Origin of the sequence: Streptomyces sp. NPDC058198 (genome assembly GCF_042882605.1) — a bacterium.
Classification (GTDB): Bacteria; Actinomycetota; Actinomycetes; order Streptomycetales; family Streptomycetaceae; genus Streptomyces.
Map to the genome: position 1 here is coordinate 103209 of NZ_JBHVVP010000009.1, position 23119 is coordinate 126327.

20 protein-coding genes and 2 pseudogenes are annotated in these 23119 nt (G+C 70.9%); 7 read left to right on the forward strand and 15 right to left on the reverse strand.

Translation table 11 applies throughout. The features are described from left to right. Positions 1-45: 45 nt before the first annotated feature. Positions 46-495, forward strand: coding sequence for a hypothetical protein (locus ACFVWW_RS25945; RefSeq protein ID WP_384188631.1), 450 nt, complete (start codon positions 46-48; stop codon positions 493-495). 192 nt (positions 496-687) lie between these two features. Here ACFVWW_RS25945 and ACFVWW_RS25950 read toward each other — a convergent pair whose 3' ends face one another. The 3 genes from ACFVWW_RS25950 to ACFVWW_RS25960 all read right to left on the reverse strand — a co-directional run bounded on the left by ACFVWW_RS25950 (position 688) and on the right by ACFVWW_RS25960 (position 4266). Further along, entirely contained in the window at positions 688-2187 is a 1500-nt protein-coding gene (locus tag ACFVWW_RS25950; protein WP_386877890.1) for a DUF1996 domain-containing protein, read from the reverse strand. Between the two features lie 184 nt (positions 2188-2371). Further along, a complete protein-coding gene (locus ACFVWW_RS25955; protein WP_384188633.1) occupies positions 2372-3022 on the reverse strand; it encodes a LuxR C-terminal-related transcriptional regulator in 651 nt (216 codons plus the stop codon). Then, positions 3007-4266, reverse strand: coding sequence for a sensor histidine kinase (locus tag ACFVWW_RS25960; protein ID WP_384188634.1), 1260 nt, complete (start codon positions 4264-4266; stop codon positions 3007-3009). Before ACFVWW_RS25960 ends, ACFVWW_RS25955 begins: the two co-directional genes overlap by 16 nt. A 237-nt stretch (positions 4267-4503) precedes the next feature. Here ACFVWW_RS25960 and ACFVWW_RS25965 point away from each other — a divergent pair, with 237 nt between their 5' ends. Continuing rightward, complete coding sequence (locus ACFVWW_RS25965; protein ID WP_386877889.1) at positions 4504-6660, forward strand: MMPL family transporter; 2157 nt, start codon at positions 4504-4506, stop codon at positions 6658-6660. 138 nt (positions 6661-6798) lie between these two features. After that, positions 6799-7233, forward strand: a complete 435-nt coding sequence (locus ACFVWW_RS25970) for a DUF4259 domain-containing protein (RefSeq protein WP_386877888.1) — start codon at positions 6799-6801, stop codon at positions 7231-7233. Positions 7234-7324: 91 nt separating this feature from the next. On the opposite strand, the gene ACFVWW_RS25975 is transcribed toward ACFVWW_RS25970, so the two are convergent. Beyond that, positions 7325-8311, reverse strand: coding sequence for an NAD-dependent epimerase/dehydratase family protein (locus ACFVWW_RS25975; RefSeq protein WP_384336628.1), 987 nt, complete (start codon positions 8309-8311; stop codon positions 7325-7327). Between the two features lie 115 nt (positions 8312-8426). Here ACFVWW_RS25975 and ACFVWW_RS25980 point away from each other — a divergent pair, with 115 nt between their 5' ends. Further along, the gene (locus ACFVWW_RS25980) at positions 8427-9125 is read left to right on the forward strand and encodes a hypothetical protein (RefSeq protein WP_386877887.1); all 699 of its coding nucleotides are present in this window, start codon (positions 8427-8429) and stop codon (positions 9123-9125) included. Positions 9126-9181: 56 nt separating this feature from the next. Further along, positions 9182-10636 carry a PepSY-associated TM helix domain-containing protein gene (locus ACFVWW_RS25985; RefSeq protein WP_386877886.1) on the forward strand — a complete coding sequence of 485 codons (1455 nt, stop codon included), beginning with the start codon at positions 9182-9184 and terminating at the stop codon, positions 10634-10636. Positions 10637-10742: 106 nt separating this feature from the next. Here the strand turns inward: ACFVWW_RS25985 and ACFVWW_RS25990 are convergent, their stop codons facing one another. The 4 genes and pseudogenes from ACFVWW_RS25990 to ACFVWW_RS26005 form a co-directional block, all read right to left on the reverse strand. Continuing rightward, positions 10743-11369, reverse strand: coding sequence for a winged helix-turn-helix domain-containing protein (locus tag ACFVWW_RS25990; RefSeq protein ID WP_386877885.1), 627 nt, complete (start codon positions 11367-11369; stop codon positions 10743-10745). Between the two features lie 374 nt (positions 11370-11743). Further along, positions 11744-12763, reverse strand: coding sequence for a glutamine synthetase (gene glnII, locus ACFVWW_RS25995; RefSeq protein WP_384188647.1), 1020 nt, complete (start codon positions 12761-12763; stop codon positions 11744-11746). 94 nt (positions 12764-12857) lie between these two features. Next, positions 12858-13885 (reverse strand): annotated as a pseudogene (locus tag ACFVWW_RS26000) (hypothetical protein). A gap of 82 nt (positions 13886-13967) precedes the next feature. Continuing rightward, a pseudogene (locus ACFVWW_RS26005) lies at positions 13968-14882 on the reverse strand (hypothetical protein); the annotation flags it as partial. Between the two features lie 113 nt (positions 14883-14995). On the opposite strand from ACFVWW_RS26005, the gene ACFVWW_RS26010 reads away from it, so the two are divergent. Continuing rightward, the gene (locus ACFVWW_RS26010) at positions 14996-15907 is read left to right on the forward strand and encodes a Gfo/Idh/MocA family protein (RefSeq protein ID WP_384188648.1); all 912 of its coding nucleotides are present in this window, start codon (positions 14996-14998) and stop codon (positions 15905-15907) included. 131 nt (positions 15908-16038) lie between these two features. Here the strand turns inward: ACFVWW_RS26010 and ACFVWW_RS26015 are convergent, their stop codons facing one another. After that, on the reverse strand, positions 16039-16404 hold the full coding sequence (locus tag ACFVWW_RS26015) for an arsenate reductase family protein (RefSeq protein ID WP_386877884.1): 366 nt from the start codon (positions 16402-16404) through the stop codon (positions 16039-16041). Between the two features lie 120 nt (positions 16405-16524). On the opposite strand from ACFVWW_RS26015, the gene ACFVWW_RS26020 reads away from it, so the two are divergent. Next, positions 16525-16800 (forward strand): hypothetical protein, encoded by a 276-nt coding sequence (locus ACFVWW_RS26020; protein ID WP_384188651.1) that lies wholly within the window; start codon positions 16525-16527, stop codon positions 16798-16800. A gap of 55 nt (positions 16801-16855) precedes the next feature. Here ACFVWW_RS26020 and ACFVWW_RS26025 read toward each other — a convergent pair whose 3' ends face one another. From ACFVWW_RS26025 to ACFVWW_RS26050, 6 genes are all read right to left on the reverse strand, one after another. Then, positions 16856-17464, reverse strand: coding sequence for a GNAT family N-acetyltransferase (locus ACFVWW_RS26025; RefSeq protein WP_386877883.1), 609 nt, complete (start codon positions 17462-17464; stop codon positions 16856-16858). Continuing rightward, positions 17461-19212 carry an SMI1/KNR4 family protein gene (locus ACFVWW_RS26030; RefSeq protein WP_386877882.1) on the reverse strand — a complete coding sequence of 584 codons (1752 nt, stop codon included), beginning with the start codon at positions 19210-19212 and terminating at the stop codon, positions 17461-17463. Before ACFVWW_RS26030 ends, ACFVWW_RS26025 begins: the two co-directional genes overlap by 4 nt. Before the next feature lie 44 nt (positions 19213-19256). Further along, positions 19257-20153 carry an ABC transporter permease gene (locus tag ACFVWW_RS26035; RefSeq protein WP_389680108.1) on the reverse strand — a complete coding sequence of 299 codons (897 nt, stop codon included), beginning with the start codon at positions 20151-20153 and terminating at the stop codon, positions 19257-19259. Then, on the reverse strand, positions 20153-21160 hold the full coding sequence (locus tag ACFVWW_RS26040; RefSeq protein WP_386877881.1) for an ATP-binding cassette domain-containing protein: 1008 nt from the start codon (positions 21158-21160) through the stop codon (positions 20153-20155). The genes ACFVWW_RS26035 and ACFVWW_RS26040 overlap by 1 nt, the downstream gene beginning before the upstream one ends. Positions 21161-21363: 203 nt before the next feature. Continuing rightward, positions 21364-21996, reverse strand: coding sequence for a fasciclin domain-containing protein (locus tag ACFVWW_RS26045; protein ID WP_386877880.1), 633 nt, complete (start codon positions 21994-21996; stop codon positions 21364-21366). Between the two features lie 494 nt (positions 21997-22490). Further along, positions 22491-22961, reverse strand: coding sequence for a GNAT family N-acetyltransferase (locus ACFVWW_RS26050; protein WP_386877879.1), 471 nt, complete (start codon positions 22959-22961; stop codon positions 22491-22493). Positions 22962-23119 lie beyond the last annotated feature (158 nt).

A 23119-nucleotide genomic window follows, 5' to 3' on the forward strand; every position in this document is an offset into this window, starting at 1 on the left:
GCCGTTCCCCGGCGCGACGGGGTGCTCACGGGGCACGATGGCCGCATGCGTACGGAGCGACCCCGAGTGGTACTTGCAGTCCTGGCCCTGGCCCTGATCGCGGGCTGTGGCGCGAACGACGACGAGGCCCCCGAGGTGCCGAAGACGGCAACCGGGAGCCTCGAAGAGATCGCCTCGCGGGCGGAGTGCGAGCCTGACCTGCAGACCGACGCGACGGAGCTGCGGCAGGCCAACTGCACGACGGACGACGGGAAGTACGTGCTGGCCACCTTCGCCACCGACCGCGGCCAGCGCGAGTGGATCAACGAGGCCAATGACTACGGCGGTTCGTATCTCGTCGGCAGGAAGTGGGTCGCGGTCGGCGACGCGAAGGTGGTCGCGGCGCTGCGCGGCCGGCTCGGTGGGACGGTGGAGACCGGCTCGTCCCGCCACCACTCGGGGGTCAGTGGTGGCGGCGGGGGGAACGAGAGTCACTCCGGTCACCACACGAGCTGACCGCGCAGGCTAGGTCCTGTCTGACACAGAGCGCCGTCCGCCCGCAGGGCGGGGCTCGCGGGGTCTGGTGCGTGCAATCGCAAGGCGGAGGATCGTCCTCGTACTGGACGTACTTGGATGACTCCGACAACGCGGCGAGTGTGCGTGCCAGGCCCCGCGAGCCAGGCGGGATGTGTCAGACAGGGGCTAGGGTCAGCGGCACTTGCGTCCGCTGTTGATGCAGCTCACCACCCGGTTCATCAGACGCTGATCGAAGACGTTGATGAAGTCACCGTGGTCGGTGACGGGCTTGTGCAGCTGCTCGGGGAAGGAGTCCACGGCGAACCCGGGCCCCGGCGGCACGTCGTACACAATGCGCTGCTGGAGCTGCGGAATCGCCCGGAATCCGTTCTGGCACCGGCCGTTCTTATCGGCGAACGCCACATGGGTGCGGTGGTTGGCGCTGTCGGTGTTCTGGCCGTCCCAGCAGCTCTGGAAATTGAAGGTACGGACCACCTTGCTGCCCTCGGGGCAGATCGGGTATTTGTCCTTGAGCTGGCGGTTCTCGAATCCGGTGCAACTCCACGAGGCATTGGCGTTGGCGTCGCCGTTGACGAATGCCTTGGCGTCACCGGTGATGACGCGCAGGAAGCGCGGCATCGCGGTGACCCGGGAGACCGGGCTGCCGACGAATTTCAGTGTGACCTGGGCCGGAGTCTGGATCTCTCCGACATTGCCTTCCTTGCCGCCGCCGTCCGCATTGGCGTCCGCCTCGGCCTGTCCGTTCTGGAGACGGAGCACCGGCCAGTAGTAGGTCGACTTGTCACCCTGATTGCGGCAGCTGCTCTCTCCGTTGGCGAGAGCGTCGTCGCTGGCGAACGCGTCATTGGCCTGATTGCCGACGTAATCGTGCATATGGTGTGCGCCATTGCTCACACCTGGGGCGACGATGACATTGTCCGAATTGAACTTTCCGGCCTCGTTCCGCCCGCAATCGGTGGTGAACGCGCCTCTCGACGCGCCGCGGCGCGGCCGGGGCTGCTTGGTGTTCGGCTGGACGGTCGTGATGTCGACGAAGTCGGCGGCTTCAGGGCCGTTGCCGCCCTGACCGCCGGCCTGGTCATCACCTTGGCCGTCACCTTGGTCATCGCCCTGGTCACCGCCCTGGCCGTCACCTTGGCCGTCACCCTGGCCCTGGTCCTGGCCGTCGTTCTGGCCCGGATCCTGGCCCTGGCCGCTGTCGTCGGCCCGCAGGGTGCACGGTGCGAGCGCCTCAAGGCCCTGCGGCGGCTCCCCGACCCGGCCGATCGCGAGGGCGATCCGGTCGAGGGCGGCCAGCCGCTTGCCCTTCAGCGGATTGAGAATGGCATTGTCGGCGATTGCGGGATCCCGCTCGATCTGCGCCTTCTGATCGGCGAACTGCTGGTACGCGTCCGTGATCTGGCCGTCGATCGCCGCCAGCTCCCGGTCGACCTCCGCGCGCGCCGCTTCCGGTACGTCCGTGAGTTCGTTCGCCACATCCGGGCAGTCGATGGTCGACATCTGCTGCCCGGCATTCTCGGTCTGCTGCTGCGGAGGCTTGCCGGCCGAGCCTTCACCCGCGGATGCGTAAACATTGACCGCTACCAGCCCACCCCCGCCCAGGAGCAAGGCAGCCGAGGCGGCAATCGCCCGGTTTGCCAGTGTGGAACGTTTTCTCGATGCGCGTGCCATGGAACTCCTCAAGCTTCGTCGCCGTGAACAGGGAAATCTCGGCAGGGGGTGAAGCGAAGCGCTCCGTTGCATACGGACGTGCCGCGCGGCCTGTTCAGCCGTCGCGGGAATTCATGAAGAACTCGCTCAACAAACCGGGCGGACATACCCATTGCGGGGTGAGGCGCGTCCGTGGGGACAGGACCTACCGGCCGCGGTCCAGATAGGCGAGCACCGCCAGCACCCGGCGGTTGTCGTCGTCCGACACCGGCAGGCCCAGCTTCCCGAAGATGTTCGAGGTGTGCTTGGCCACCGCCCGTTCCGTGACCACGAGCTGGCCGGCGATGGCGGCATTGGACCTGCCCTGCGCCATCAGCTCCATGACCTCGCGCTCCCGTGGCGTCAGACCGCCGATCGGCTTGTCCTGGGCGCGGCGGGAGAGCAGTTGCGCGATCACCTGGGGATCCATCGCCGTGCCGCCCGCCGCGACCCTCCGTACCGCGTCGATGAACTGGTCCGCGTCGAAGACCCGGTCCTTCAGCAGATAGCCGATCCCGCCGTTGCCGTCCGCCAGCAGTTCGCGCGCGTACAACTGCTCGACGTGCTGGGACAGGACGAGGACCGGCAGACCGGGCCGGGCACGCCGCGCGGCGAGTGCGCACTGCAAACCCTCGTCCGTGTGGGACGGCGGGAGCCGGACGTCGACGACGGCGACGTCCGGCTCCAACTCGGCCAGGGCCCTGGTCAGTTCGGGCCCGCTCTCCACCGCCGCCAGGATCTCGAAGTCGTACGCTTCGAGCATCCGGACCAGACCGTCGCGCAGTAGGAAGAGATCTTCGGCTAGGACAACTCGCAAGGAATCTCCATGGTCACCATGGTGGGACCGCCGGCGGGGCTGCTGACGGCCAGGATGCCGTCGAATGTACCGAGCCGGCGCTCCAGTCCGCTCAGTCCGGAGCCGGTTCCGATCGCCGCGCCACCGCCGCCGTTGTCGGTGACCGCGACCCGCAGCATCCCCTCGGCGTACGAGAGATCGACCCAGATCCGGTCCGCGGCGGCGTGCTTCACCGCGTTGGCCAGCGCCTCACTGATCGCGAAGTACGCGGCCGACTCGACCGGGGCGCCGGCCCGGCCGGGCAGCTCGACATCGACCTCGGTCTCCACCGGCAGCCGTAGCGCCAGCGCCTTCACCGCGTCCCCGAGACCGCGCTCGGCGAGCACCGGTGGATGGATGCCGCGTACCAGGTCGCGCAGTTCCGTCAGCGCCTCCTTGGAGGACTGGCGGGCCTTGCCGATCAGCTCCTTGGCCCTGGCCGGGTCCTTCTCGATGAGCGCCTCGATGGTGGACAGGTCCATGCCCACAGCGACCAGCCGGGCCTGCGCCCCGTCGTGCAGATCGCGCTCGATGCGGCGCAGTTCGGCCGCCGAGGTGTCCACGGCGTCGTGCCGGGACTCGGTGAGCCGCTCGATCCGCAGGGCCAGTTCCTGGTCATGACGCGGCGCCAGCAGCGTCCTGGCCAGGGTGAAGTGCAGCCGCAGCAGGTCCGTGTTGTAGCGCAGACCGAGCGCGAACAGCACCAGGCCGAGGGCCGCCGCGGCGAGTCCGGTCAGCTGGCTGGAGACCGGGACGAACGCGTACCAGTACCGGTCGTCCGTGAACACCCGCCACAGCCCCGCGGCCAGCACGAAACCCTCCACCGCGTAGAGGAGCAGGCCGCAGGAGAAGACGGCGGTGATGAAGCCCGCGGTCATGTCGGCCAGCAGCCAGCCCAGATCACGCCAGGTCGCCGGGTCCTTCAGCAGCAGGGAGCAGCGCTCCACCTGCCCGGTGATCCCGCCGCGCAGGTCCGGCGGGAAGGCGCGGTACGGGACGGGGATCCGTACGCCCGACCACTTCGCGGCCAGCAGCCTGCGCTGATTGGCGTGCGCCCTGACCGCCGTCAGTACGGCCGGGGTGGTGAGGACACCGACACCCAGCAGGATGAGGCAGATCGAGACCACCGCCACCACGAACAGCGTGATCGAGCCGGCCAGCGAGATGACCGACAGCGCCAGCCCTTGCCCGACCGCCTCCAGCGAACGTCGCGTCCTCGTCTTCATGGTGGTCTCTCCCCTTCGCCGGCCGGGACGGCCCCCGACGGCCCGACCTCCGGGCACGGCCCTCAGTCTGGCCGGACCCGCCCCGCGCCGGCAGCCGGGTCTCCCCCCGGCCGGTGGTGTAGCCAGCACCACCCCCGATCAGGGGCTTTGACGGCTGGGGCGGGCGGCCTCCGGTTTCTAGCGTCGTAGCTGACACATCCGTTGCTCAACTCTGCTTACCACTGGGGGCGAAACGCCATGAGGAAGAACCTCGCGGCACGAATCGGCGTGTGGAGCGCGCACCACCGCAAGACCGCGATCATCGGCTGGCTGCTGTTCGTCGTGCTGACGGCGGGCGTCGGCGGCGCCTCGGGCATGGTCGAGATGTCCGCCTCCGAGCAGGGCGCGGGTGAGTCGGCGAAGGCCGAGAAGATCCTCGACGACGCCGGGATCGAACATCCGGCCGGGGAGCTGCTCATGATCAGCGGCCGGACCGCGGGCGGCTGGGAGAACGCGGCCCGCGACGTGACCGAGGGCCTGCGCGCGACGGGCGAGACGCAGAAGATCGACAAGCCGCTCGCCTCGGCCGACGGCAGGAGCGCGCTGATCCGCTTCGAGATCAAGGGCGATCCGACGACCGCGCCCGACCGGGTACAGCCCGTCCTCGACGCCGTACGGGACGCCGGAGAGACCCACCAGGACGTGCGGTTCTACCAGTTCGGCGACGCCAGCTCGGGCAAGTGGCTCGGCGATCTGCTGGCCGACGACCTCAAGAAGGCCGAGCTCACTGCCGTACCCCTGGCGCTGGGCATCCTGCTGGTCGCCTTCGGGGCCGTGGTCGCCGCGCTGCTGCCCGTCGGGCTCGCGCTCACCGCGTGCATGGCCGCCTTCGGACTGCTGTCCCTCGCCAGCCATCAGCTGCATCTCTTCCAGACCACGTACTCCGTGATGTTCCTGATGGGCCTCGCCGTCGGCGTCGACTACTGCCTGTTCTATCTGCGGCGCGAGCGCGACGAGCGCGCCGCGGGACGTGACGCCGAGACCGCACTGCGCATCGCGGCGGCGACCAGCGGCCGGGCCGTGCTGGTCTCCGGGGTGACGGTGATGGTCGCGATGGCCGGGATGTTCCTGTCCGGGCTGATGCTCTTCAAGGGCTTCGCCCTCGCCACGATTCTGGTCGTCTTCATCGCGATGCTCGGCTCCGTGACCGTCCTGCCCGCGCTGCTCGCCTGGCTCGGTGACCGTATCGACGCCGGACGGGTGCCGTTCCTGAACCGCCGGAAGAAGAAGGGGGCGCGGGAGACCGGCGCCGTGGCGGGTGCGCTGCTGGCGCCCGTCCTGGCCCGGCCGAAGCTCTTCGCGGTGGCGGCGGTCGCGGTGCTGCTGGCGCTGGCCGCGCCGGCGCTCGGCATGAAGACGGAAGAGCTCGGGCTGGAGAAGCAGTTCGGCTCGGACTCCTCGCTGTCCGTCGCGTACCGGAACATCACCACGGCCTTCCCCGGCGGACCCGCTCCTGCCCGGGTGGTCGTGAAGGCCGACGACATCGGGTCCGCCGGGGTCCGGGAGGCGCTGGCGGAGTTCGACACGGTGACCGTGCACCCGGCGCGGAACATCGCGGAGATCGAGGTGCCGCTTGCCGGGAACGGCAGCGACGCGCGGTCGAAGGAGGCCCTGGCGGAGCTGCGGGACGAGCGGGTGCCCGCCGTCTTCGGTGACACCGGCGCGGAGGTCCATGTCACCGGTGCGCTCGCGGGGTCCGTCGACTTCAACGATCAGCTGAAGCGCGGCATCGTCCCGGTCTTCGTCTTCATCACCGTGGTGACCTTCCTGCTGATGCTGTTCTGCTTCCGGTCGTACGTCATCGCCGTCACCGCGATCGTGCTGAACCTGCTGTCCGTGGTGGCCGCGTACGGCGTCATGGTCGCGGTCTTCCAGCACGGCTGGGGCGCGGAGCTGATCGGCTCCGAGGGGGTCGGCGCGATCGAGAGCTGGATGCCGCTGTTCGTGCTGGTGGTGCTGTTCGGACTGTCGATGGACTACCACGTGTTCGTGGTGTCCCGGATCCGGGAGGCCCGCGACCGGGGCCTGGACACCCGGGCCGCGATCCGTGAGGGCATCCGCCGCACGGCGGGCGCGGTGACGGGCGCCGCCGCGATCATGGTCGCCGTCTTCGCGGTCTTCGGGACGCTGTCCATGCAGGACATGCAGCAGATGGGCGTGGGACTCGCGGTGGCCGTGCTGCTGGACGCGACGCTCGTACGGATGGTGCTGCTGCCCTCCGTGATGGCGCTGCTGGGGGAGCGGAACTGGCGTACGCCGAAGTGGCTGCGGTGGCTGCCGGAGCTCGGACACGGCGAGCAGGACGAGGCGGCGGACGCGCCGGAGGGCCCGCGGCACGCCGCCCCGGTGAGCTGATCCGCCGAGCTGATCCGCCGAGCGGTCGGCCCGGGCGTCCTACGGGGGGCGCCCGGGCCGACTCGTGCGCGGGGCCGATTGTCAGTGGCTCCTGGCACGATCAGGGGCAACGGGATGAAGAACGATCAGGGGGCTGCAATGGGGACCTGGGACACCGGCCACTTCGACAACGACACCGCGGCGGACTTCTCCGCGGACCTGGACGAGGCGACCGAGGGGCGGCGTACGGAGATCGTGCGCGAGGCGCTGCTCGGCGCGATCGGCGCCGACGGCTATCTGGACAGTGACGAAGGAGTGGTGGCCGTCGCGGCGGCCGCGCTGGTCGCCGCGCAGTGCCCCGGGGGCCCGCCCGTGGAGACGGTGTACGGCCCCGACGAGCCGCTGCCGCGGTTTCCCGTGGAGCTGAGGGCCCTCGCGGTCCGGGCCCTGGACCGGGTCGTCGCGGACAAGTCCGAGCTTCGCGATCTCTGGGTCGACGCGGACGGTGAGAACGGCCTCTGGCATCAGGGCGTCGCCGAGCTGCGCCAGGCCCTGGCACCGGCGATACCCGGGGTGGTCCTGGAAGGCCACTGACCCGGCGTCACCGGTCAGTGCGCCACCCGGCCCGGCGCACTGACCAGCCGTCACTGCCCGGCGTCGCTGCCCCGGTGTCACCGGCCCCGCGTCACCGGCCCAGCACCTTGGCTTCCAGCTCCGGTGCCAGACCCACCGGCGGGCGGTCCGGGCGCTGCGGGGCCTCGCCACCGATCGAGAGGAGCCAGGCCCAGGTGTCCGCCACCGTCCGGGCCACGGGGCGGCACCGCAGCCCGGCCGCCAGGGCCTTGGAGACATCGCCGCGGTGCATGGCGGCGTGCAGCTCGCCCGGCGGCAGCCAGACCGGCAGGTCCGTCCAGGGCTCGATCCCCGCGTCGAGGATCGGCTCCGGGGCGGTCCAGCGCAGCTCGGCGCCGGAGCCGGTGACCCGTACGCACGCCTCCAGCAGTTCCCCCATGGTGGTGTGCCCGGCCGGGCTGACCAGGTTGTACGCGCCGCCCAGACCGTCCCGCACCGCGTCCAGGGTCCATTCGGCGAGATCGCGCGCGTCGATGTACTGCAACGGGTTGTCGCGCGGCCCGGGGGCCAGCACAGGACCGCCCTTCGCGATCCGGCCCAGCCACCACGGCAGCCGGCCGATGTTCTCGCCGGGGCCGAGGATCAGGCCGGCGCGTACGAGCAGCGCCCGGTCCCCGAAGACCGCCTCGGCCGCCAGCTCGCCGCCCCGCTTGTCCAGGGGGTACGAGATCTGCCCGGCCTCCGCCGACGCGCCCTCCACCAGCGGGCCGTCCTCCGGGAGTCCGGCCGGGCTGGGATACCTGTACACCGACCGGCTGGAGATGTACGCGTACCGGCCGGCCCGGTCCGCCAGCAGCCGCGCCGCCGCGTGCACCGCGGCCGGCGCGGCCGACCAGGTGTCGACGACCGCGTCCCACTCACCGTCGGCGAGGGCCGCCAGACCGTCCGGGGCGGTGCGGTCACCGAGCAGAGAGGTCACACCCGCAGGGGCTTCGTGCCGTCCGCGGTGGAAGACGGTCACCTGCCAACCGCGGGCGAGCGCCGCCTCCGTGACAGCGCGGCCCACGAATTCCGTACCACCGAGAATCAGGAGTCTCATGGAGCCGACTCTGCCCCGAGGCCGACGACAAGGACAGCCGAATTCGCTGCCAGGGGAATCGTGTGCTTTTGGCATCTGCCGCGCGCACCTGCCGGGATGGCAGCATATGCGGACCATGACAGATGCCCGGTCGCCGATGCGCGCCCTACGGGCCGCGGCCTTCGCGGCGGTATGCGTGACATTGGCGGCGGTGGGGCATTCGTTCACATCCGGGCATGAGATCCCGCCCGGCGCGCTGCTGGCGGCTTTCGGCGTGACCGGCGGCGTCGCCTGGCTCGCGAGCGGGCGGCGGCGGGGCGTGCGCTCCATCGGCGCCGGACTGCTCACCGTCCAGGGCGCCCTGCATCTGCTCTTCGCGGGGGCGCCGCCGTACGGACTGTCCGCCGCCCCGCACGACCCCCATACCGCCGGCGGTACGGCCATGAGCATGGGCTCCGGTATGAGCATGGACCCGGGCGCCGGGCCCGAGGGGGAGCCGGCCGCGCTGGCCGCCCTCGTCGACGGCCCGGCCGCGATGGCCGCCGCGCACCTCCTCGCCGCCGCCGTCTGCGCGCTCTGGCTGGCCCGGGGCGAGGCCGCGCTCTTCCGGCTCACGCACGCCCTCGGCGCCCTGGCCTTCACCCCGCTGCGGCTGCTGCTCACCCCGGTCGGGCTGCCCGCTGCGCCCCGGCTCGTACGGCCCGTGCCCGGCGCCCCCGCCGCGCACCGCTTCCGTGGCGTCGTCCTCGCGCACACCCTGTCGCGGCGGGGCCCGCCCGCGCCCCGTACCTCTCACGCCACGGCTCCGGGAGCCACCGTCACCATCACTGTCTGACCGTCGGCAGGCCCGGGGCCCCTTTCCCCATGCCGACGCCAACACCTAGGACAGTCATGGCCATTGACGACCCCGTACAGGGGATCGAGTCCGAACGGCCCACCGCCGCGCCCGAAACCGCTCCGGGCACCCCGTCCGCCTGGAGTTCCCTGCGGCCCCTCGTGCTGCGCCTGCACTTCTACGCGGGCCTGCTGATCGCCCCGCTGCTGCTGGTCGCCGCCACCAGCGGATTCCTCTACGCGCTCTCCTACCAGGCGGAGAAGGTGGTCTACCGTCATGAGCTGCGGGTACCGGTCGGCGACCGTACCGTCCCGCTCTCCGCCCAGCTCGACGCCGCACGCGCCGCCCACCCGGACGGCACGGTCACTTCCGTACGCCCCTCGGCCGAGGACGGCGCGACCACCCGGGTCCTGATGACCACCCCCGGGGTCGAGGAGGGCAAGTCCCTCGCCGTCTTCGTCGATCCGTACACCGCCGAGGTGCGGGGAGAGCTGACCAGCTACGGCAGTTCGGGCGCCCTGCCGCTGCGCACCTGGCTCTCCGAGCTGCACCGCCATCTCCAGCTGGGTGAGCCCGGCCGTATCTACAGCGAACTCGCCGCCAGCTGGCTGTGGGTGGTGGCCCTCGGCGGACTGCTGCTCTGGACCGCGCGCAAGCGGACCTCGAAGCGGGCGATGCTCACGCCCGAGCGCGGGGCCACCGGCCGCCGCAGGACCCTCTCCCTGCACGGCTCGCTCGGGCTGTGGGCCGTGACCGGACTCGTCCTGCTCTCCGCGACGGGCCTGACCTGGTCGCGGTTCGCCGGCGAGAACATCGGCGCGGTCCAGGACCAGCTCGGCGGCGCCACCCCGGTCGTCACCGCCACCCTCGAACCAGGCGCCAGCGGGTCGGGCGGCGGCCACGAAGGGCACGAGTCCATGCCGGGGATGGAGGACATGCCCGGCATGGACGGGGCGGACGTCGGAGCCGATCTGGCGGTCGTCGCCGCCCGTCAGGCCGGTCTCGACGGGCCGCTCGCGGTGACCCTGCCGACCGATGGCCGCGGCTATGTCGTCGCGGAGACGGACACCCAGTTCCCGGTCCGGCTCGACTCGGTCGCCATCGATCCGGCCAACGGCATGGTCATGGACGAGCTGCGCTTCGCCGACTATCCCGTGCTCGCCCAGCTCACCCGGTTCGGTATCGACGCCCACATGGGTGTCTTCCTCGGGCTCGTCAATCAGCTGGCGCTCGCGGTCCTCGCCCTCGCGCTGATCCTGATCATCCTCTGGGGCTACCGGATGTGGTGGCTGCGCAGGCCCACCAAGGAGCGGAAGCTGAGCGCGGGCAGAGCGATGCCGCGCGGTGCCTGGCGGAAGGTGCCGCTGACCGTGCTGCTGCCGCTCCTGGCGGTCACGGCCATGGCCGGCTGGTTCGTCCCGCTGCTGGGCGTCAGCCTGCTGGCGTTCCTCGTCCTGGACGGGGCGCTGGGGCTGCTGGCCCGCTCCCGGACGCGGCGGCGCGCGCACTGAGTCATCCCTCGCGCGTCATCCGTGGCGCGCACTGAGCCCTGCCGGTCCGGCCGGCAGGGCTCAGGCTCGGGCTCGCGCTCAGGCTCGGTGCGGGATCAGTGCGAGATCAGGGTGCGTACTTGTACCCGACCCGCCGTACCGTCTGGATGGTGTGGCGGTGCTCGGCGCCCAGCTTGCGGCGCAGCCGGGCCACATGGACATCGACGGTCCGCCCGTCGCCCACATGCCCGTAACCCCAGACCGTGGTCACCAGCTGGTCGCGGGTGTGCACCCGGTGAGGGTGTGCCACGAGATGGGCGAGCAGTTCGAATTCGAGATAGGTCAGGTCCAGCTGCTGTCCGTCCACGACAGCGGTCCGCTGGACGTCGTCTATCCGCACCGGACCGCCACCGCCATGGCCGGCCCTGGGGCTGTTCACGGCCGTGCCGGCGGCGAGGTGCGGCGCGGAGGCGGCCAGCACGGCTGCGTGCTGATCGGCCGGTACGAGCACGAGATAGCCGACCATCGGCGGCTGTCCCGGCAGCGAGGGCAGCGTGTGCTGGGGCGCGGGCAGCCAGGTGGCGCCCGGCGGCAGGAAGTCCACGACCTGACCGGCCGTGACAGCGCTCGGAACGGCGGCCGGGGCGGTCTCGTCACGGTCGACGGCCCGGAGCCGGTGGCGGCCGGGCACGGCCGGTTTCTGGTTGAGAGCCGCGGCGGCGGCCGCGGCGGAGAAGGAACGGGGGTTCGCCATGAGGGGTCAGCTCTTTCGCGCGAAGGAGTCGTCGAGTCGACAGGTCGGACGGGACGTACGTCATGCGCGGCGGCCGAAGGCCTGAAAGAAGGCTTTAGAGGGCCGGCGCGTTCCTCGCGCGGCAACACACCCGGTCGAAGTCGTGATGCTGCCGGGACGGCCAGAACGGCTCCAGGTCGATGCGACCCGTCGCGGTGTGCTGGAAGCTGGCCATGACCCCATTGAAGCAGATACGGGGGCGGGGCAGGAGCCCCTTTCCACCCGTCGGTACGCACCACGACGACGAGGGGGCGGCCGCCCAGGCCCCGTCCGGTCGACAGGACCTACGGCGGCCGCCCCCTCAGAGCCTGTCGGGGCGGGCGGGGCGGGCCGGATCAGACCTGGCCGGCCTTCTCCAGCGCGGTGCAGCAGGTGTCGACGATCAGCCGCGTCACCACATACGGGTCCACGTTGGCGTTCGGGCGGCGGTCCTCGATGTAGCCCATGCCCTCCTGCTCGACCTGCCAGGGGATACGGACCGAGGCGCCGCGGTTCGAGACGCCGTAGCTGTACTCGTTCCACGGAGCGGTCTCGTGCAGACCGGTCAGCCGGTCGTCGATGCCCGCGCCGTAGTTCTTGACGTGGTCGAGCGGCTTGGAGCCCTCACCCAGCGACTCGCACGCGGTGATGATCGCGTCGTATCCCTCGCGCATCGCCCTGGTCGAGAAGTTGGTGTGCGCGCCCGCGCCGTTCCAGTCGCCCTTCACCGGCTTCGGGTCGAGCGTCGCGGAGACCTCGAAGTCCTCGGCGGTGCGGTAGAGCAGCCAGCGGGCGATCCACAGCTGGTCCGCGACGTCCAGCGGCGCCAGCGGGCCGACCTGGAACTCCCACTGACCCGGCATGACCTCGGCGTTGATGCCGGAGATGCCCAGACCCGCCTTGAGACAGTTGTCGAGGTGCGCCTCGACGATGTCACGGCCGAAGATCTCGTCCGAGCCGACACCGCAGTAGTAGCCGCCCTGCGCGGCCGGGAAGCCGCCCTCGGGGAAGCCCAGCGGACGGGTGCCCTTGAAGAACGTGTACTCCTGCTCGATGCCGAAGATCGGCTCCTGGCCCGCGAACTTCTCGGCGACCTCGGTCAGTTGCGCACGCGTGTTGGACTCGTGCGGCGTCATGTCGATGTTCAGGACCTCGCACATGACGAGGACGTGGTTCCCGCCGCGGATCGGGTCGGGGCACGAGAAGACCGGCTTGAGCACGCGGTCGGAGGCGTGGCCCTCGGCCTGGTTGGTGCTCGACCCGTCGAAGCCCCAGATGGGCAGCTCGGCGCCGGCATCAAGGATCTTCGTCTTCGAGCGCAGCTTCGCGGTCGGCTCGGTGCCGTCGATCCAGATGTACTCAGCCTTGAAGGTCACGTGGCCTCATCCTTTGCGGGTGCAGCAGCTATGACGGGAAAGCCTCGCAATGTGCGGTTTCCCGTCCATTGCCCATTGATGAACCGCGTGTTACTCAGGCTTCTTTTGTTTCGGCGGCGTGCCGGGCGACCGCGTGCGCGTTGAGCAGCGACGCGAATCCGGCGCCGCGGATCCGGCGGACCAGCTCGTCGTCACTGGTGCCCAGAGTCTCCGCCGTACGGCCCAGGTGCCAGTCGTGCTCGGCCAGTCGGCTCAGCAGCTGACCGTGCCTGATCTGCGCGTCGGACAGCCGGAACGTCTTGAGGTACGCGGTGCGCCCCTGGTGATCGGTGATCAGTTCGCCGATGTGCTGCTCTCGTGCGCGTCGCTCCACGCGCGTTCCCGCGCACACGCCGCGGCCCGCAGATCGGCGAGCGTCCTCAGGTGCCCGCCGTCGCGGATCCGCGCCTCGAACTCGGGCACCGGGCCGCCGAAGAACGCGTACTGGTGCACCAGCTCGCCGTACATGTCCTGCAACAGGGTCGGGTGCAGAGCGCGGTAGTCGGCGGGATGGGGCACGACGAAGGCCGCGGCGAGCGCGTCCGCCGCGTACACCATCACGCCGCACTGGCCGGGATGGATCTCGAAGATCCGCAGCGCGTCGGCGAGTCCACGGACGGTCAGCCCCAGACAGGTGTCCTCGGCGCGCGGCGAGAGCCCCTGCCGTACCGCCTGCCGGGACCACTCGTCCCAGGCGGTGGACGGGCCGCCGAAGTGCAGCGCGAGATAGCCCTCCAGGGCGAGATGCAGCGGGAGGAACCGGCAGCACGTCGCTGCGGCGGCCCTGGACAGCCCCTTCCCGGCCTTCGCGCGCTTCACCATCCGGTGGTGGCGGTGTACGGGCACGGTCTGCGGCCGGCCCTCGCCCAACTGCGTGCCGTGCGCCGCCCCCTGCCCACCGGGCGACGTGCCCTGCCGGCCGTCGCCCGACCAGTCGGCGACGAAGCCGTGCGGGATGTACGAGACGTACTGGGTGCCCGGGTTCACCCGGACCTCGCCGAACCCGTCGTAGATCTCGCGGTGCCGCCGCAGCCCGTCCATCGGCTCCTCGCGCACCAGCGGTACGAGACGGAGGGGCCGTATCGTGCGTGGCTGGGGCCGTCGTCCCGTGCGTGGCCGTCTCCCGTGGCGGGGCCTCGCCGGGGAAGTGGCAGAACGGGTCGTCGTCCAGAAGGCGCCGCACACGCCGGTCCAGATACGCCCGCAGCTCCGCCAGTCCCGTACGGCCCTCCGCGAACTGCGCGATCTCCACCAGCGCCGGCAGATCCTCGGCGTCCCGTATCCCCGCCGTCGGCACGCCCGGTGCCAGCCGGCGTACGTCAAAACCGTCCGCGTCGTATACGGGGTTCAGATGAACGGCACTCGTCCTGCGCGCCGGGTACGCCACACCCGCAGCACCTCGCCCGCCAGCCCCGGAGGGGCGTTGTCCCAGCCGTCCGAGACGATGACGAGCCGGTCGGGCGCGTGCTCCAGAGCGTCGATGATCCGCGTCCCCGAGCGGTGTCGGCCCCCAGGGGCGTACGAGGCAAGTGGTCCGTGCTCCCTGAGATCCACAGCGCGCTGTACTCCCCCGGAGCGGCCGGCGCCTCCAGCAGAAAATGGCAGGCCAGGGCCACCGCGAGCGGACGACGGCGCTTCTCGCCCGAGCCGGACGAGGAGTAGCTGCCGTCCAGTACGGCGGCGACCCGCTCCCACGTCCCGGTGTGCGGACCCGCCACGCGGCGCGCTGCCGCGCGCAGGGCACGGGTCAGCTCCGCCCGGCGCCGTACGCGCTCGTCCGGAGCCAACGACAGGGCGGCGCGAGGCGGGTCGGCGGCATGCCGGCCAGATCGGTCCGGCCGTCGGCCCTGACCCCCGCCGACCGCTGGGTCCGCAGCCGCTCCAGCCGGGTCAGCCGTGGAGCCATCCGCTCCAGGAACACGTCACGGGTGATGCCGTGCCCCGCTGCGAACCCCTCGGCGGCGGTGAACGGCAGCTCGTAGAGCGCGCCCTGCTCGAAGCGGGCGCGGCGATGCGCGTCCAGCAGCGGGTGCTCGTAGCGCTTGCGCCGGCCGGGCTCGAAGAGGAAGTCGCCGAGTTCGCCGGCTCGTGCAACGTAACACCGGCCGTGGCCGGCGCCGCACCCGCTTTTACGCCTCCCGTTTACGCCTCCCGGACACCCCCGCGCCGCCCGGACGCGGCACACTGATGGTCATGAGCAAGCCACGTATCGGACTCCTCGGCACCGGCCCCTGGGCGGAGCGCACGCACGCCCCCGCGCTCGCCGGCCATCCCGGACTCGAATTCAGCGGCGTCTGGGGGCGGCGCCCCGAGGCGGCCGCCGCCCTCGCCGCCGCCCATGGCACCACCGCCCACTCCGGCGAGGTCGGGCTCGACGCGCTCTTCGCCGAGAGCGACGCCGTCGCCTTCGCCCTGCCGCCGGACATCCAGGCGCCACTGGCGGCACGGGCCGCGGCCGCCGGATGCCATCTCCTCCTGGACAAGCCGGTCGCCACGACCGTGGCCGGGGCCCGCGAGGTGGCGGACGCGGCCGCGAGCGCCGGGGTGGCGTCCGTGGTCTTCTGCACGCTGCGCTTCGCCGCCGGCACGGCGAGCTGGATCGACGAACAGGCGGCGAAGGGCGGCTGGTTCACAGCCCACGCGTACTGGCTCGGCGCCCTCTACGGGCCGGGCGCCGACAGCCCGTACGCCGAATCGCCCTGGCGCCGCGAGAAGGGCGGACTGTGGGACGTCGGCCCGCACGCGCTGTCCGCTCTGATCCCGCTGCTCGGCGATGTGACGGAGGTGACGGCCGTACGGACCGAGCCGGACCTCACCCACCTGGTGTTCCGGCATACGTCCGGGGTGGCCAGTTCGGCGGCGCTGAGCCTGAGCGCGCCGAAGGCGGGCGCGGGTACCGGGCTCGAACTCCGGGGCGAGCACGGGACGGCGGTGCTGCCGGAGGGCTGGGGCGATCCGGTCGACTCGTTCGTGGCGGCGGTCGACGCGCTGCTGGAGTCGGTCCGTACGGGCCGGCCGCACCCGTGCGACGTACGGTTCGGGCTGCGGCTGACGGAGATCCTGACGGAAGCCGAGGAACGCGCGGCGGCGGGCGCCACGCAGTAGCGGCGGCCTCGCGGGGTGTGCGCTGCGGGGGACTGGTGGCGCACACCCCGACCGGTGCGCCGTGCGGGGGCCGGGAGCCTCGGCGCGGTCGGCCTGCCGTGCGGGGGCCGGTGGCCTCGCCGCGGCTGGGGTTACGACGAACGGCCGAGGGCGTCCCGTACCGCCTCGTCCGTACGCGCCACCACCGCCGTGCCGTCGTCCGCTGTGATGATCGGCCGCTGGATCAGCTTCGGATGCGTGGCGAGCGCCGCGATCCAGCGGTTCCGCGAACCGGCCTCCCGCGCCCAGTCCTTGACGCCCAGCTCCTTCGCGGCCGCTTCCTCGGTCCTGGTGATGTCCCAGGGCTCAAGGCCCAGCCGGCCGAGCACCGCCCGGATCTCGTCCTCGGTCGGTACGTCCTCCAGATAGCGCCGGACGGTGTACGAGGCACCCTCCTCATCGAGCAGCGTCATCGCGCCGCGGCACTTGGAGCATGCGGGATTGATCCAGATCTCCATGGCCCCAACAGTACCGTCGGCCACCCCTCAAACAACGTCTGGCCAGGGGCGATTGTCAGTGGGAGGCAGTAAAATGGAGGTAGTTCGTGAGGGTCCAACCACCGTGCCGGGAGGTCGCCGATGGCCGTTGCCACAATCACGACGAAATCCTTCGAGACCCTGCCACCGATCAAGCGCAAGCCACTGCCCGCGGGACAGCCCCGTGAGTGGTACGAGACCCATAACCGCCGACTGAAGGCCATGCGCCTCGCCATCGCCCTGCTCGACTCGGGCGTGTACCACCCGGCGAACGCGAACAACCGCAGGATACGGCGCACGGCGGCCCGCATCGGGATCCACCCGCCGTCCGACGTCACCTGCCGCATGGTGCGCACCCTGATCCACGACGGCCGCTGAGGCAGGGCCACGACGCCGGCCTCCCGCCCCGATCCGGGACGGGGGGCCGGTGAGCTCACCTTCCGAGGCGCCGCCGCCAGCGGACCTCGCCGTCGTGCCATACGTCGGTGGGCGTCAGCCCGACGGCCGCGGCGACCGCCGCCGACGCCCCGTGGTCCGGATGGACATGGGCGATGAGCGTCCGTACGCCCTGCTCGTCCAGCCACCGTACGAGCGCCCGCGCGGCCTCCGTGGCGATCCCGCGTCCTTGCCACGGCGTGCCCACCACCCAGGCGATCTCGGCGACGAGATCCCCGTGGCGTCCGGGGTCTTTGTGGCCCCTGTGGTCCTCGGGGTCCTCGTGGTCTTCGGGGTCCAGGCTGACGGTCGCCTGGACCGTACCCGCCAACCGCTCGCCGTCCCGCTCGCGTTCTCCCGCGCCGTCCCGCTGGTCCTCGCGGACGCCGATCACCCAGTTGCACCAGGAGACGTCCGGGTCGGGAGAGCCCGCGACCATACGGGCGTAGCGCGTGCGCAGCTCCTCCGCCGTCGCCGGCGCCCCGCCGATAAAGGTGTGCAGCGCCGGATCGGACAGGACGACGGCCATCTCCTGCGCGTGCTCGACACGGAGCGGCACGAGCGTCAGCCGCTCGGTGGCGATGACCTCGGCGAGCAGCGCTGTCACGAAGGCTGCCCCGGCTCAGGCTCCGGCTGCCGCTCAGGCTCCGGCTCCGGCTGCGTCGCGACCGCGTGCAGCCGTCCGTACCGGATCGCGAAGTGCGGCAAGGAGACCCCGAACTCTTCGGCGACGGCGGTGAGTCCCTCGTACTCGTCATCGAGGTCCAGGGCCCGGTCGCCGGAGTCGGGAAAGAGACGCTTCGGGTCGAGGGATTCGGGAACCTCCCCCCAGTGTTCGGTCCCGGTCTCCTCGCCGCGCACTGTGAATCCGTACCGGGGCTCCCCGTCCTCGGCGCAGGAGAAGTGGAAGGTGCCGGGCGACGCCGCACCCTGGCCCGGCCGTTCGACCCACACCAGGACGGACTTGGCTGCCCCCGGCACCGTACCGAGCGGACCGCTCACCCCGTCCGGACCGCTCACCCCGCCCGGACTGCTCAGCGGCTCCGGCCGGAACGGCTCTGTACGGCTCTCGAAGGCGAAGCTCCAGCCGCCTCCGCACAGGCCGACACGAGCGGTCCTGCGCCCTTCCTGTCCGAACAGGACGCTGGTCTCCTCTTCGCTGGACGGCGGCAGCAGCGGACCATGGCCGATGTGCCCGGCGAGGTCCTCCGGCGAGAGGCCCTGGGCCAGCACGAAGCGATAGGAACCCTGCTGCTCCTCCTGATCGGCGAGCCAGGCGAGCCCGTCCACCACGGGCTCGGGCGCTTCCTCCGCACGGTCACGGGTCCGCCCCCGTCCGCTGCCCCGGGGCGTTTCCAGGATGTACCGGCCGCGCTCCGGAGTGATCACCGGCCCGAGGACCGGATCGGCGAGCAGCCCGACGGGGGCTATGTGCTCAGCGCCGTACGGCTCCCAGTCGCCCAGGGCAGGGGCGAGGATGTGCCAGGCGGCGTCGGTATCGCCCCATCGCGCCTGTTCACGCGCCGTGGCGACCGCCGTACCGAACGGCCCGGGAGGCTCGTACCGGACCGTACTTCCATCGGTTTCCCGCAGCGGATCGCCCAGGTCCGCGACGACGGGGGAGTGCACCGGCCCGCCGTCCAGCATCGCTTCCACCTGGGCCCGCAGCCCCCGCGCGCGGGGCCGTCCGTGCTCGTCCGCCTCGATGAGCAACTCCAGCTGCGCATCGATGTCGTCGCCGCGCAGACAGGCCGTCCGCGCCTCCTCGACATCGGCGTCGAGCTCGCGCGTCGTCTCGTTCACAAACCCGGGGGTGGCCTGATTGGCGCGGTGGAATTCCCGGAACAGGGCCTGCATGAGCTCCATGAACGACTCGTAACGGTCCGGGTTCTCGTCCGGCCGGCCCCGGTGGAGAAAGGCGGCCCACTCCCCGTCGGCGTTCACATCGCCGGGGTCGAGCAGGACACCGGCCACGTCCGAGCCGGGCGACAGCTCCAGCGCCCCGGCCCATATGTCCACCGCGTCCACCGCGTCCGCCCCGTCCCCGGAGATCTCCTGACGCCCGCCGGGGTCCGCGTGCCGGCGAACGCCGTCCGCCGCCCCCAGCGGAGAAAGGCCCGTCCCGGCCGGCCGCCACCCGTCGGTGGTCGCCAGAAAGGACCGGTAGGTCGGCGGCAGCGTCACCCCGAGCCGCTCCTCCAGCGCCCGGATCCGCTCTTCCCCTGCCGCCGGGAACCCGAGCCACCGCTCCCGCAGGGCCTCCTCGTCCCCGTCCCTGAGCCCCAGCGCACCGATCGACTCGACCCAGTCCGCGCTCCACCGCTCAAGGAAGGGCCGCCAGTTGTAGATCTTCATCCCCTCATCGTGCCAGCGCCCGCTGACAACGGACACCCGCGCGGTCAGGACAGCACCCGGCGGCGGAAGTTCCGCAGACCCAGGCCGAGGAAGAGCACGCAGAACGCCACGAGCACCGGATAGACGATGTACAGGTGCATGTGCGAGAGATCGGTGAATCCGGCCCGCATACCCTCGCTGATGTAGATCAAGGGGTTCACGAGGACGACGACTTGAAGCCAGTGGAACCCGCCCAGCTCCACCAGGCCCAGCTTGGTCCACTGGTAGTACGTGCCTCCGAGGAAGACGAGCGGCAGCACCACGAAACCGAACATGACCCCGATGTTCCTGGGCTCGAAGGTGGTGCCCAGGAGCAGCCCGAGGGAGGTCATCGCGATGCAGGACAGCGGAATCAGCGTGACCACGATCCACCAGTGGACCGTCAGATGGGGATGTACGCCCGGTGCGTGCACCACGGCCGCGATCGGCAGCACGATGACCGCCGAGATCAGCCCCTGGGCGGCGCCCGACAGCACTTTCGCCACCGCCACCAGCCAGAGCGGGCAGGGCGCCTGCACCCGGTCCTCGATCTCGCGCGTGTACCCGAATTCCTGGGACATCTGGATCGCGACGGACTGGATTCCCTGGAACATGATGGCGATGGACACCACCCCCGGCACCAGAACGGTGGCGAACGCGGATTCCCCGGCCGTGCCGCCGCCGGATCCGATGCCCTGTCCGATGATGGGAAAGACGTACAGGAATACGAAGACGAGCAGGAACGGCTGCATCACGGTCCGGCCCACGAACTCACCGAAGTTCTTCCGCAGTACGGTCAGATCCCGCCGGACGAGCGCCGCCAGCGCCGAACGGCTGGCGGCTGCCACGGACCGCGTCGGCAGCACACCGATCCGGGGCGCGGCCGGTCCGGTGGGCGGCGGGGGCATACCGTATGCGGTCATCATTCCCTCAGTTCTTTTCCGGTGAGGCTGATGAACACCGTCTCCAGGGTGCTTTCGGCGATCGAGAGGTCGACCAGGTCGAAGCCGCCGGACTCGGCGCTCGTCACGACGCGGGGCAGCAGCCGGTCGTTGTCCTTGACTTGAAGCTCGACCCCGCCGTCGACCAGGCGGGTGCGGACGACTCCCGCGATGTCGCGGCGCAGCCGGGCCGCCAGCTCGTCCGGGCTGCCGGTGGTGACCACCGTGACGATGGTGTCGGCTCCGAGCCCCTGCTTGAGCGCGGCAGGCGTGTCCAGGGCGAGGATCCGGCCGTGATCGATGATCGCCACCCGGTCGCAGAGATGGTCGGCCTCCTCCATGTTGTGCGTGGTGAGCAGAACGGTCTGGCCATCGGCGATCAGACGGTCCAGCACCTCCCAGAGCGCCAGTCGGCTCTGCGGATCCAGGCCGGCGGTCGGCTCGTCGAGAAAGAGCACGGCCGGACGGTGGAAGATCGCCCGCGCGACCAGGAGACGCTGCGCCATCCCGCCGGACAGCGCGTACACGGAGGAGGCCCGCCACCGTGACAGGCGGAACCGGTCGAGGAGTTCGTCCGCCGTCCGCCGCGACTCGCGGCGGGAGATGCCGAACAGGAGCCCGTGGAAGTAGAGGTTCTCCCAGACCGTCAGCGAGCGGTCCAGGGTGTTCTGCTGGGTGACCACGGCGATGACCTGCTTGGCCAGGGTCGGATGGCTGACCACGTCGATGTCCCCGATGTACGCGGAGCCCGAGGTGGGCACCACCCGCGCGGTCAGCATTCCGACCGTGGTGGTCTTGCCGGCGCCGTTGGGGCCCAGCAGCCCGAAGATCTCGCCCCGTCGCACCAGCAGATCGATCCCGTCCACGGCCGCGAAGTCGGTCTTGGGGTAGACCTTCGTGAGACCGGTCGTACGGATGACAGCCTCCGGACCGGACGCCGGCGGGCCCGCGCCCGTTCCCCGGGCACGGTCCGATCCGGGTGTCGCCATCGTTCACCTCGCCGAGTCCGGCGGACATCATCGACCGGTTCGCCCGCCACGCGCACTTCCCGAGACCTCCCGAGACCTTCCGGGACGACTTGCGCCGCCGGCCCGCCGACATCGATCACTCGGTATCGGCCGGAACCGGCGGCGCGAGCCACGGATGTCCGGGCCTCGGCCTCAACCTTGGCCTCAGCCTGGGCCCGACGGCATCAGCTCGGAGGCATCAGCACGCCATCGACGAGGTAGATCACGGCGTTCGACGTCTTGATGTCGCCACAGACGATGTTCGCGGTCTTGTTGACCTTGAACGATGTACCCGAACCCGTGGTCTTGAGCGCGGCACCCTCCAGGGTCTTGAAGCTGCCGTTCGGGAGCTCGGCCCGGGTGATCTCCTTCTTCCCCACCACGTGGTAGGTCAGAAGCTTCTTGAGCGCGGCCTTGTCGCTCAGCAGCTTGTCGAGCTGCGCCTTGGGCACCTTGGCGAAGGCCGCGTTGGTCGGCGCGAAGAGAGTGCCGTCCTTGATCTTGTTCAGTGTGTCGGTCAGTCCGGCCTTCTTTACCGCGCTGACCAGGGTGGCGAGGTTCGGGTTCGTCGCCGCGGCGTTCGCCAGCCGCTCCTTGGCCATGGCGGCGACGCTGCCGGCGCCACTCTTCGCCAACGACGCGCACCCAGGACCGAACGGTTTGGACGTACTCGGCGCCGGCGAGGTGCTGGGAGACGTGGACGGGCTCGGCGCAGCGTTCTCGGCGAACGCCTGCGGTGCCATGACCCCCAGCGAAACGGGCAGGGCGACCGCGGCGGCAACGGCCACAGCGGAGGTGCAGAAGCGGGAGGACTTCATGTTTCGATTCCTCTTCCTGTGGGGGAAGTGCCCGGGGATCCGGGCCTGGAACGATCGGTGGCGGCCTGACTCCGCCACGCCTGGGGTGACCGCGACACCGCCCGGGGACACCCCACCCGCCCGGCACCGCATCGACGCTACTGATCGATCAAGCCACCGCCATCAGGGTAAGCGCCCCCCACCACTCCAAGCATCTTGAACCCCCAGAAACCCCCTCTCACCAGCAGTTTCCCCAAGATCGTCCACCTGCTCGGCACCCCTCGGCAAGGGCCCCGAGCCAGGAGGCGGGCGCCCCCACACGACAGTCGTTACGCACGCCATGAGATCCATGGGCGCCCCGTGCCCCCGCAACCGCTCCGTCGCCGAGCGCCGCATGCGCCGTCCACACACCGGTGGCCCACGTGAACAGAAGGACCGCTTGCCGCGTCGCCATCCTCTACCGGGAGGACTCCTCCACACGGCCATGCGAACCGCGAAGATCCGCCGGACAGCCCTTAGCCCAGCTCCAATTCCCCGACCTTTTGATTCCCGCTCATCTCCCCTGTCGGCCGGAACCCGAGCCCGAGGTAAAAGCCCTCGGGGCCGTCCTTGCCCGGGTGCCAGGTGGTGGTCAGACGCGTGCCGCCCCGGCGGCGGATCTCAGTGGCCACGGACCCGACTGCGAAGCGACCGTAGCCGCAGCCTTGTTCGCCGGCCGCGATGTTGAGCCGCCACAGACCCGAGCGGATATCAGTGCCTGTGCCGTCACCCGCGAAGTCGATGTCGAAGAAGGCCATCAGGAAACCGACCGGCCGGTCTCCGTCGAGGATGAGGCGGGGCCAGGCTACGCCGGGGTACACGTATGCCTCCGCGAGTGACTTCACGACCGGCGCGACCAGATGCTCCTGGTCAGGGCGAACTTTCAGGCCGATCGCGGCATCGAAGTTGGCCGCAGTGACCTCTGCCAGCCGGAGATTCATCGTCATGCCAAAACCGTAAGCCAGTAGATCAAGTGGATTTCATGAGTAGTCCCGGTGTACGCCGATGGCTGGTCCCAGCGAGCACCAATGAGGCCGATCCTTCCCGCGCCCGCCCGCGCAGACCCCCGGAACGCGAGAGGCTACGGCGCAGCAACCGCGCAACA

Excerpts from the sequence above, each read along its gene's own strand:
- ACFVWW_RS25950 (WP_386877890.1), bottom strand. The coding sequence starts at position 2,187 with ATGGCACGCGCATCGAGAAAACGTTCCACACTGGCAAACCGGGCGATT.
- ACFVWW_RS26040 (WP_386877881.1), bottom strand. The coding sequence starts at position 21,160 with ATGGCGACACCCGGATCGGACCGTGCCCGGGGAACGGGCGCGGGCCCG.
- ACFVWW_RS26030 (WP_386877882.1), bottom strand. The coding sequence starts at position 19,212 with ATGAAGATCTACAACTGGCGGCCCTTCCTTGAGCGGTGGAGCGCGGAC.
- ACFVWW_RS25990 (WP_386877885.1), bottom strand. The coding sequence starts at position 11,369 with ATGGCGAACCCCCGTTCCTTCTCCGCCGCGGCCGCCGCCGCGGCTCTC.
- ACFVWW_RS26020 (WP_384188651.1), top strand. The coding sequence starts at position 16,525 with ATGGCCGTTGCCACAATCACGACGAAATCCTTCGAGACCCTGCCACCG.
- ACFVWW_RS26035 (WP_389680108.1), bottom strand. The coding sequence starts at position 20,153 with ATGACCGCATACGGTATGCCCCCGCCGCCCACCGGACCGGCCGCGCCC.
- ACFVWW_RS25980 (WP_386877887.1), top strand. The coding sequence starts at position 8,427 with ATGACAGATGCCCGGTCGCCGATGCGCGCCCTACGGGCCGCGGCCTTC.
- ACFVWW_RS26015 (WP_386877884.1), bottom strand. The coding sequence starts at position 16,404 with ATGGAGATCTGGATCAATCCCGCATGCTCCAAGTGCCGCGGCGCGATG.
- ACFVWW_RS25945 (WP_384188631.1), top strand. The coding sequence starts at position 46 with ATGCGTACGGAGCGACCCCGAGTGGTACTTGCAGTCCTGGCCCTGGCC.
- ACFVWW_RS26045 (WP_386877880.1), bottom strand. The coding sequence starts at position 21,996 with ATGAAGTCCTCCCGCTTCTGCACCTCCGCTGTGGCCGTTGCCGCCGCG.
- ACFVWW_RS25960 (WP_384188634.1), bottom strand. The coding sequence starts at position 4,266 with ATGAAGACGAGGACGCGACGTTCGCTGGAGGCGGTCGGGCAAGGGCTG.
- ACFVWW_RS25970 (WP_386877888.1), top strand. The coding sequence starts at position 6,799 with ATGGGGACCTGGGACACCGGCCACTTCGACAACGACACCGCGGCGGAC.
- ACFVWW_RS25965 (WP_386877889.1), top strand. The coding sequence starts at position 4,504 with ATGAGGAAGAACCTCGCGGCACGAATCGGCGTGTGGAGCGCGCACCAC.
- ACFVWW_RS26050 (WP_386877879.1), bottom strand. The coding sequence starts at position 22,961 with ATGACGATGAATCTCCGGCTGGCAGAGGTCACTGCGGCCAACTTCGAT.
- ACFVWW_RS26010 (WP_384188648.1), top strand. The coding sequence starts at position 14,996 with ATGAGCAAGCCACGTATCGGACTCCTCGGCACCGGCCCCTGGGCGGAG.
- ACFVWW_RS25985 (WP_386877886.1), top strand. The coding sequence starts at position 9,182 with ATGGCCATTGACGACCCCGTACAGGGGATCGAGTCCGAACGGCCCACC.
- ACFVWW_RS25975 (WP_384336628.1), bottom strand. The coding sequence starts at position 8,311 with ATGAGACTCCTGATTCTCGGTGGTACGGAATTCGTGGGCCGCGCTGTC.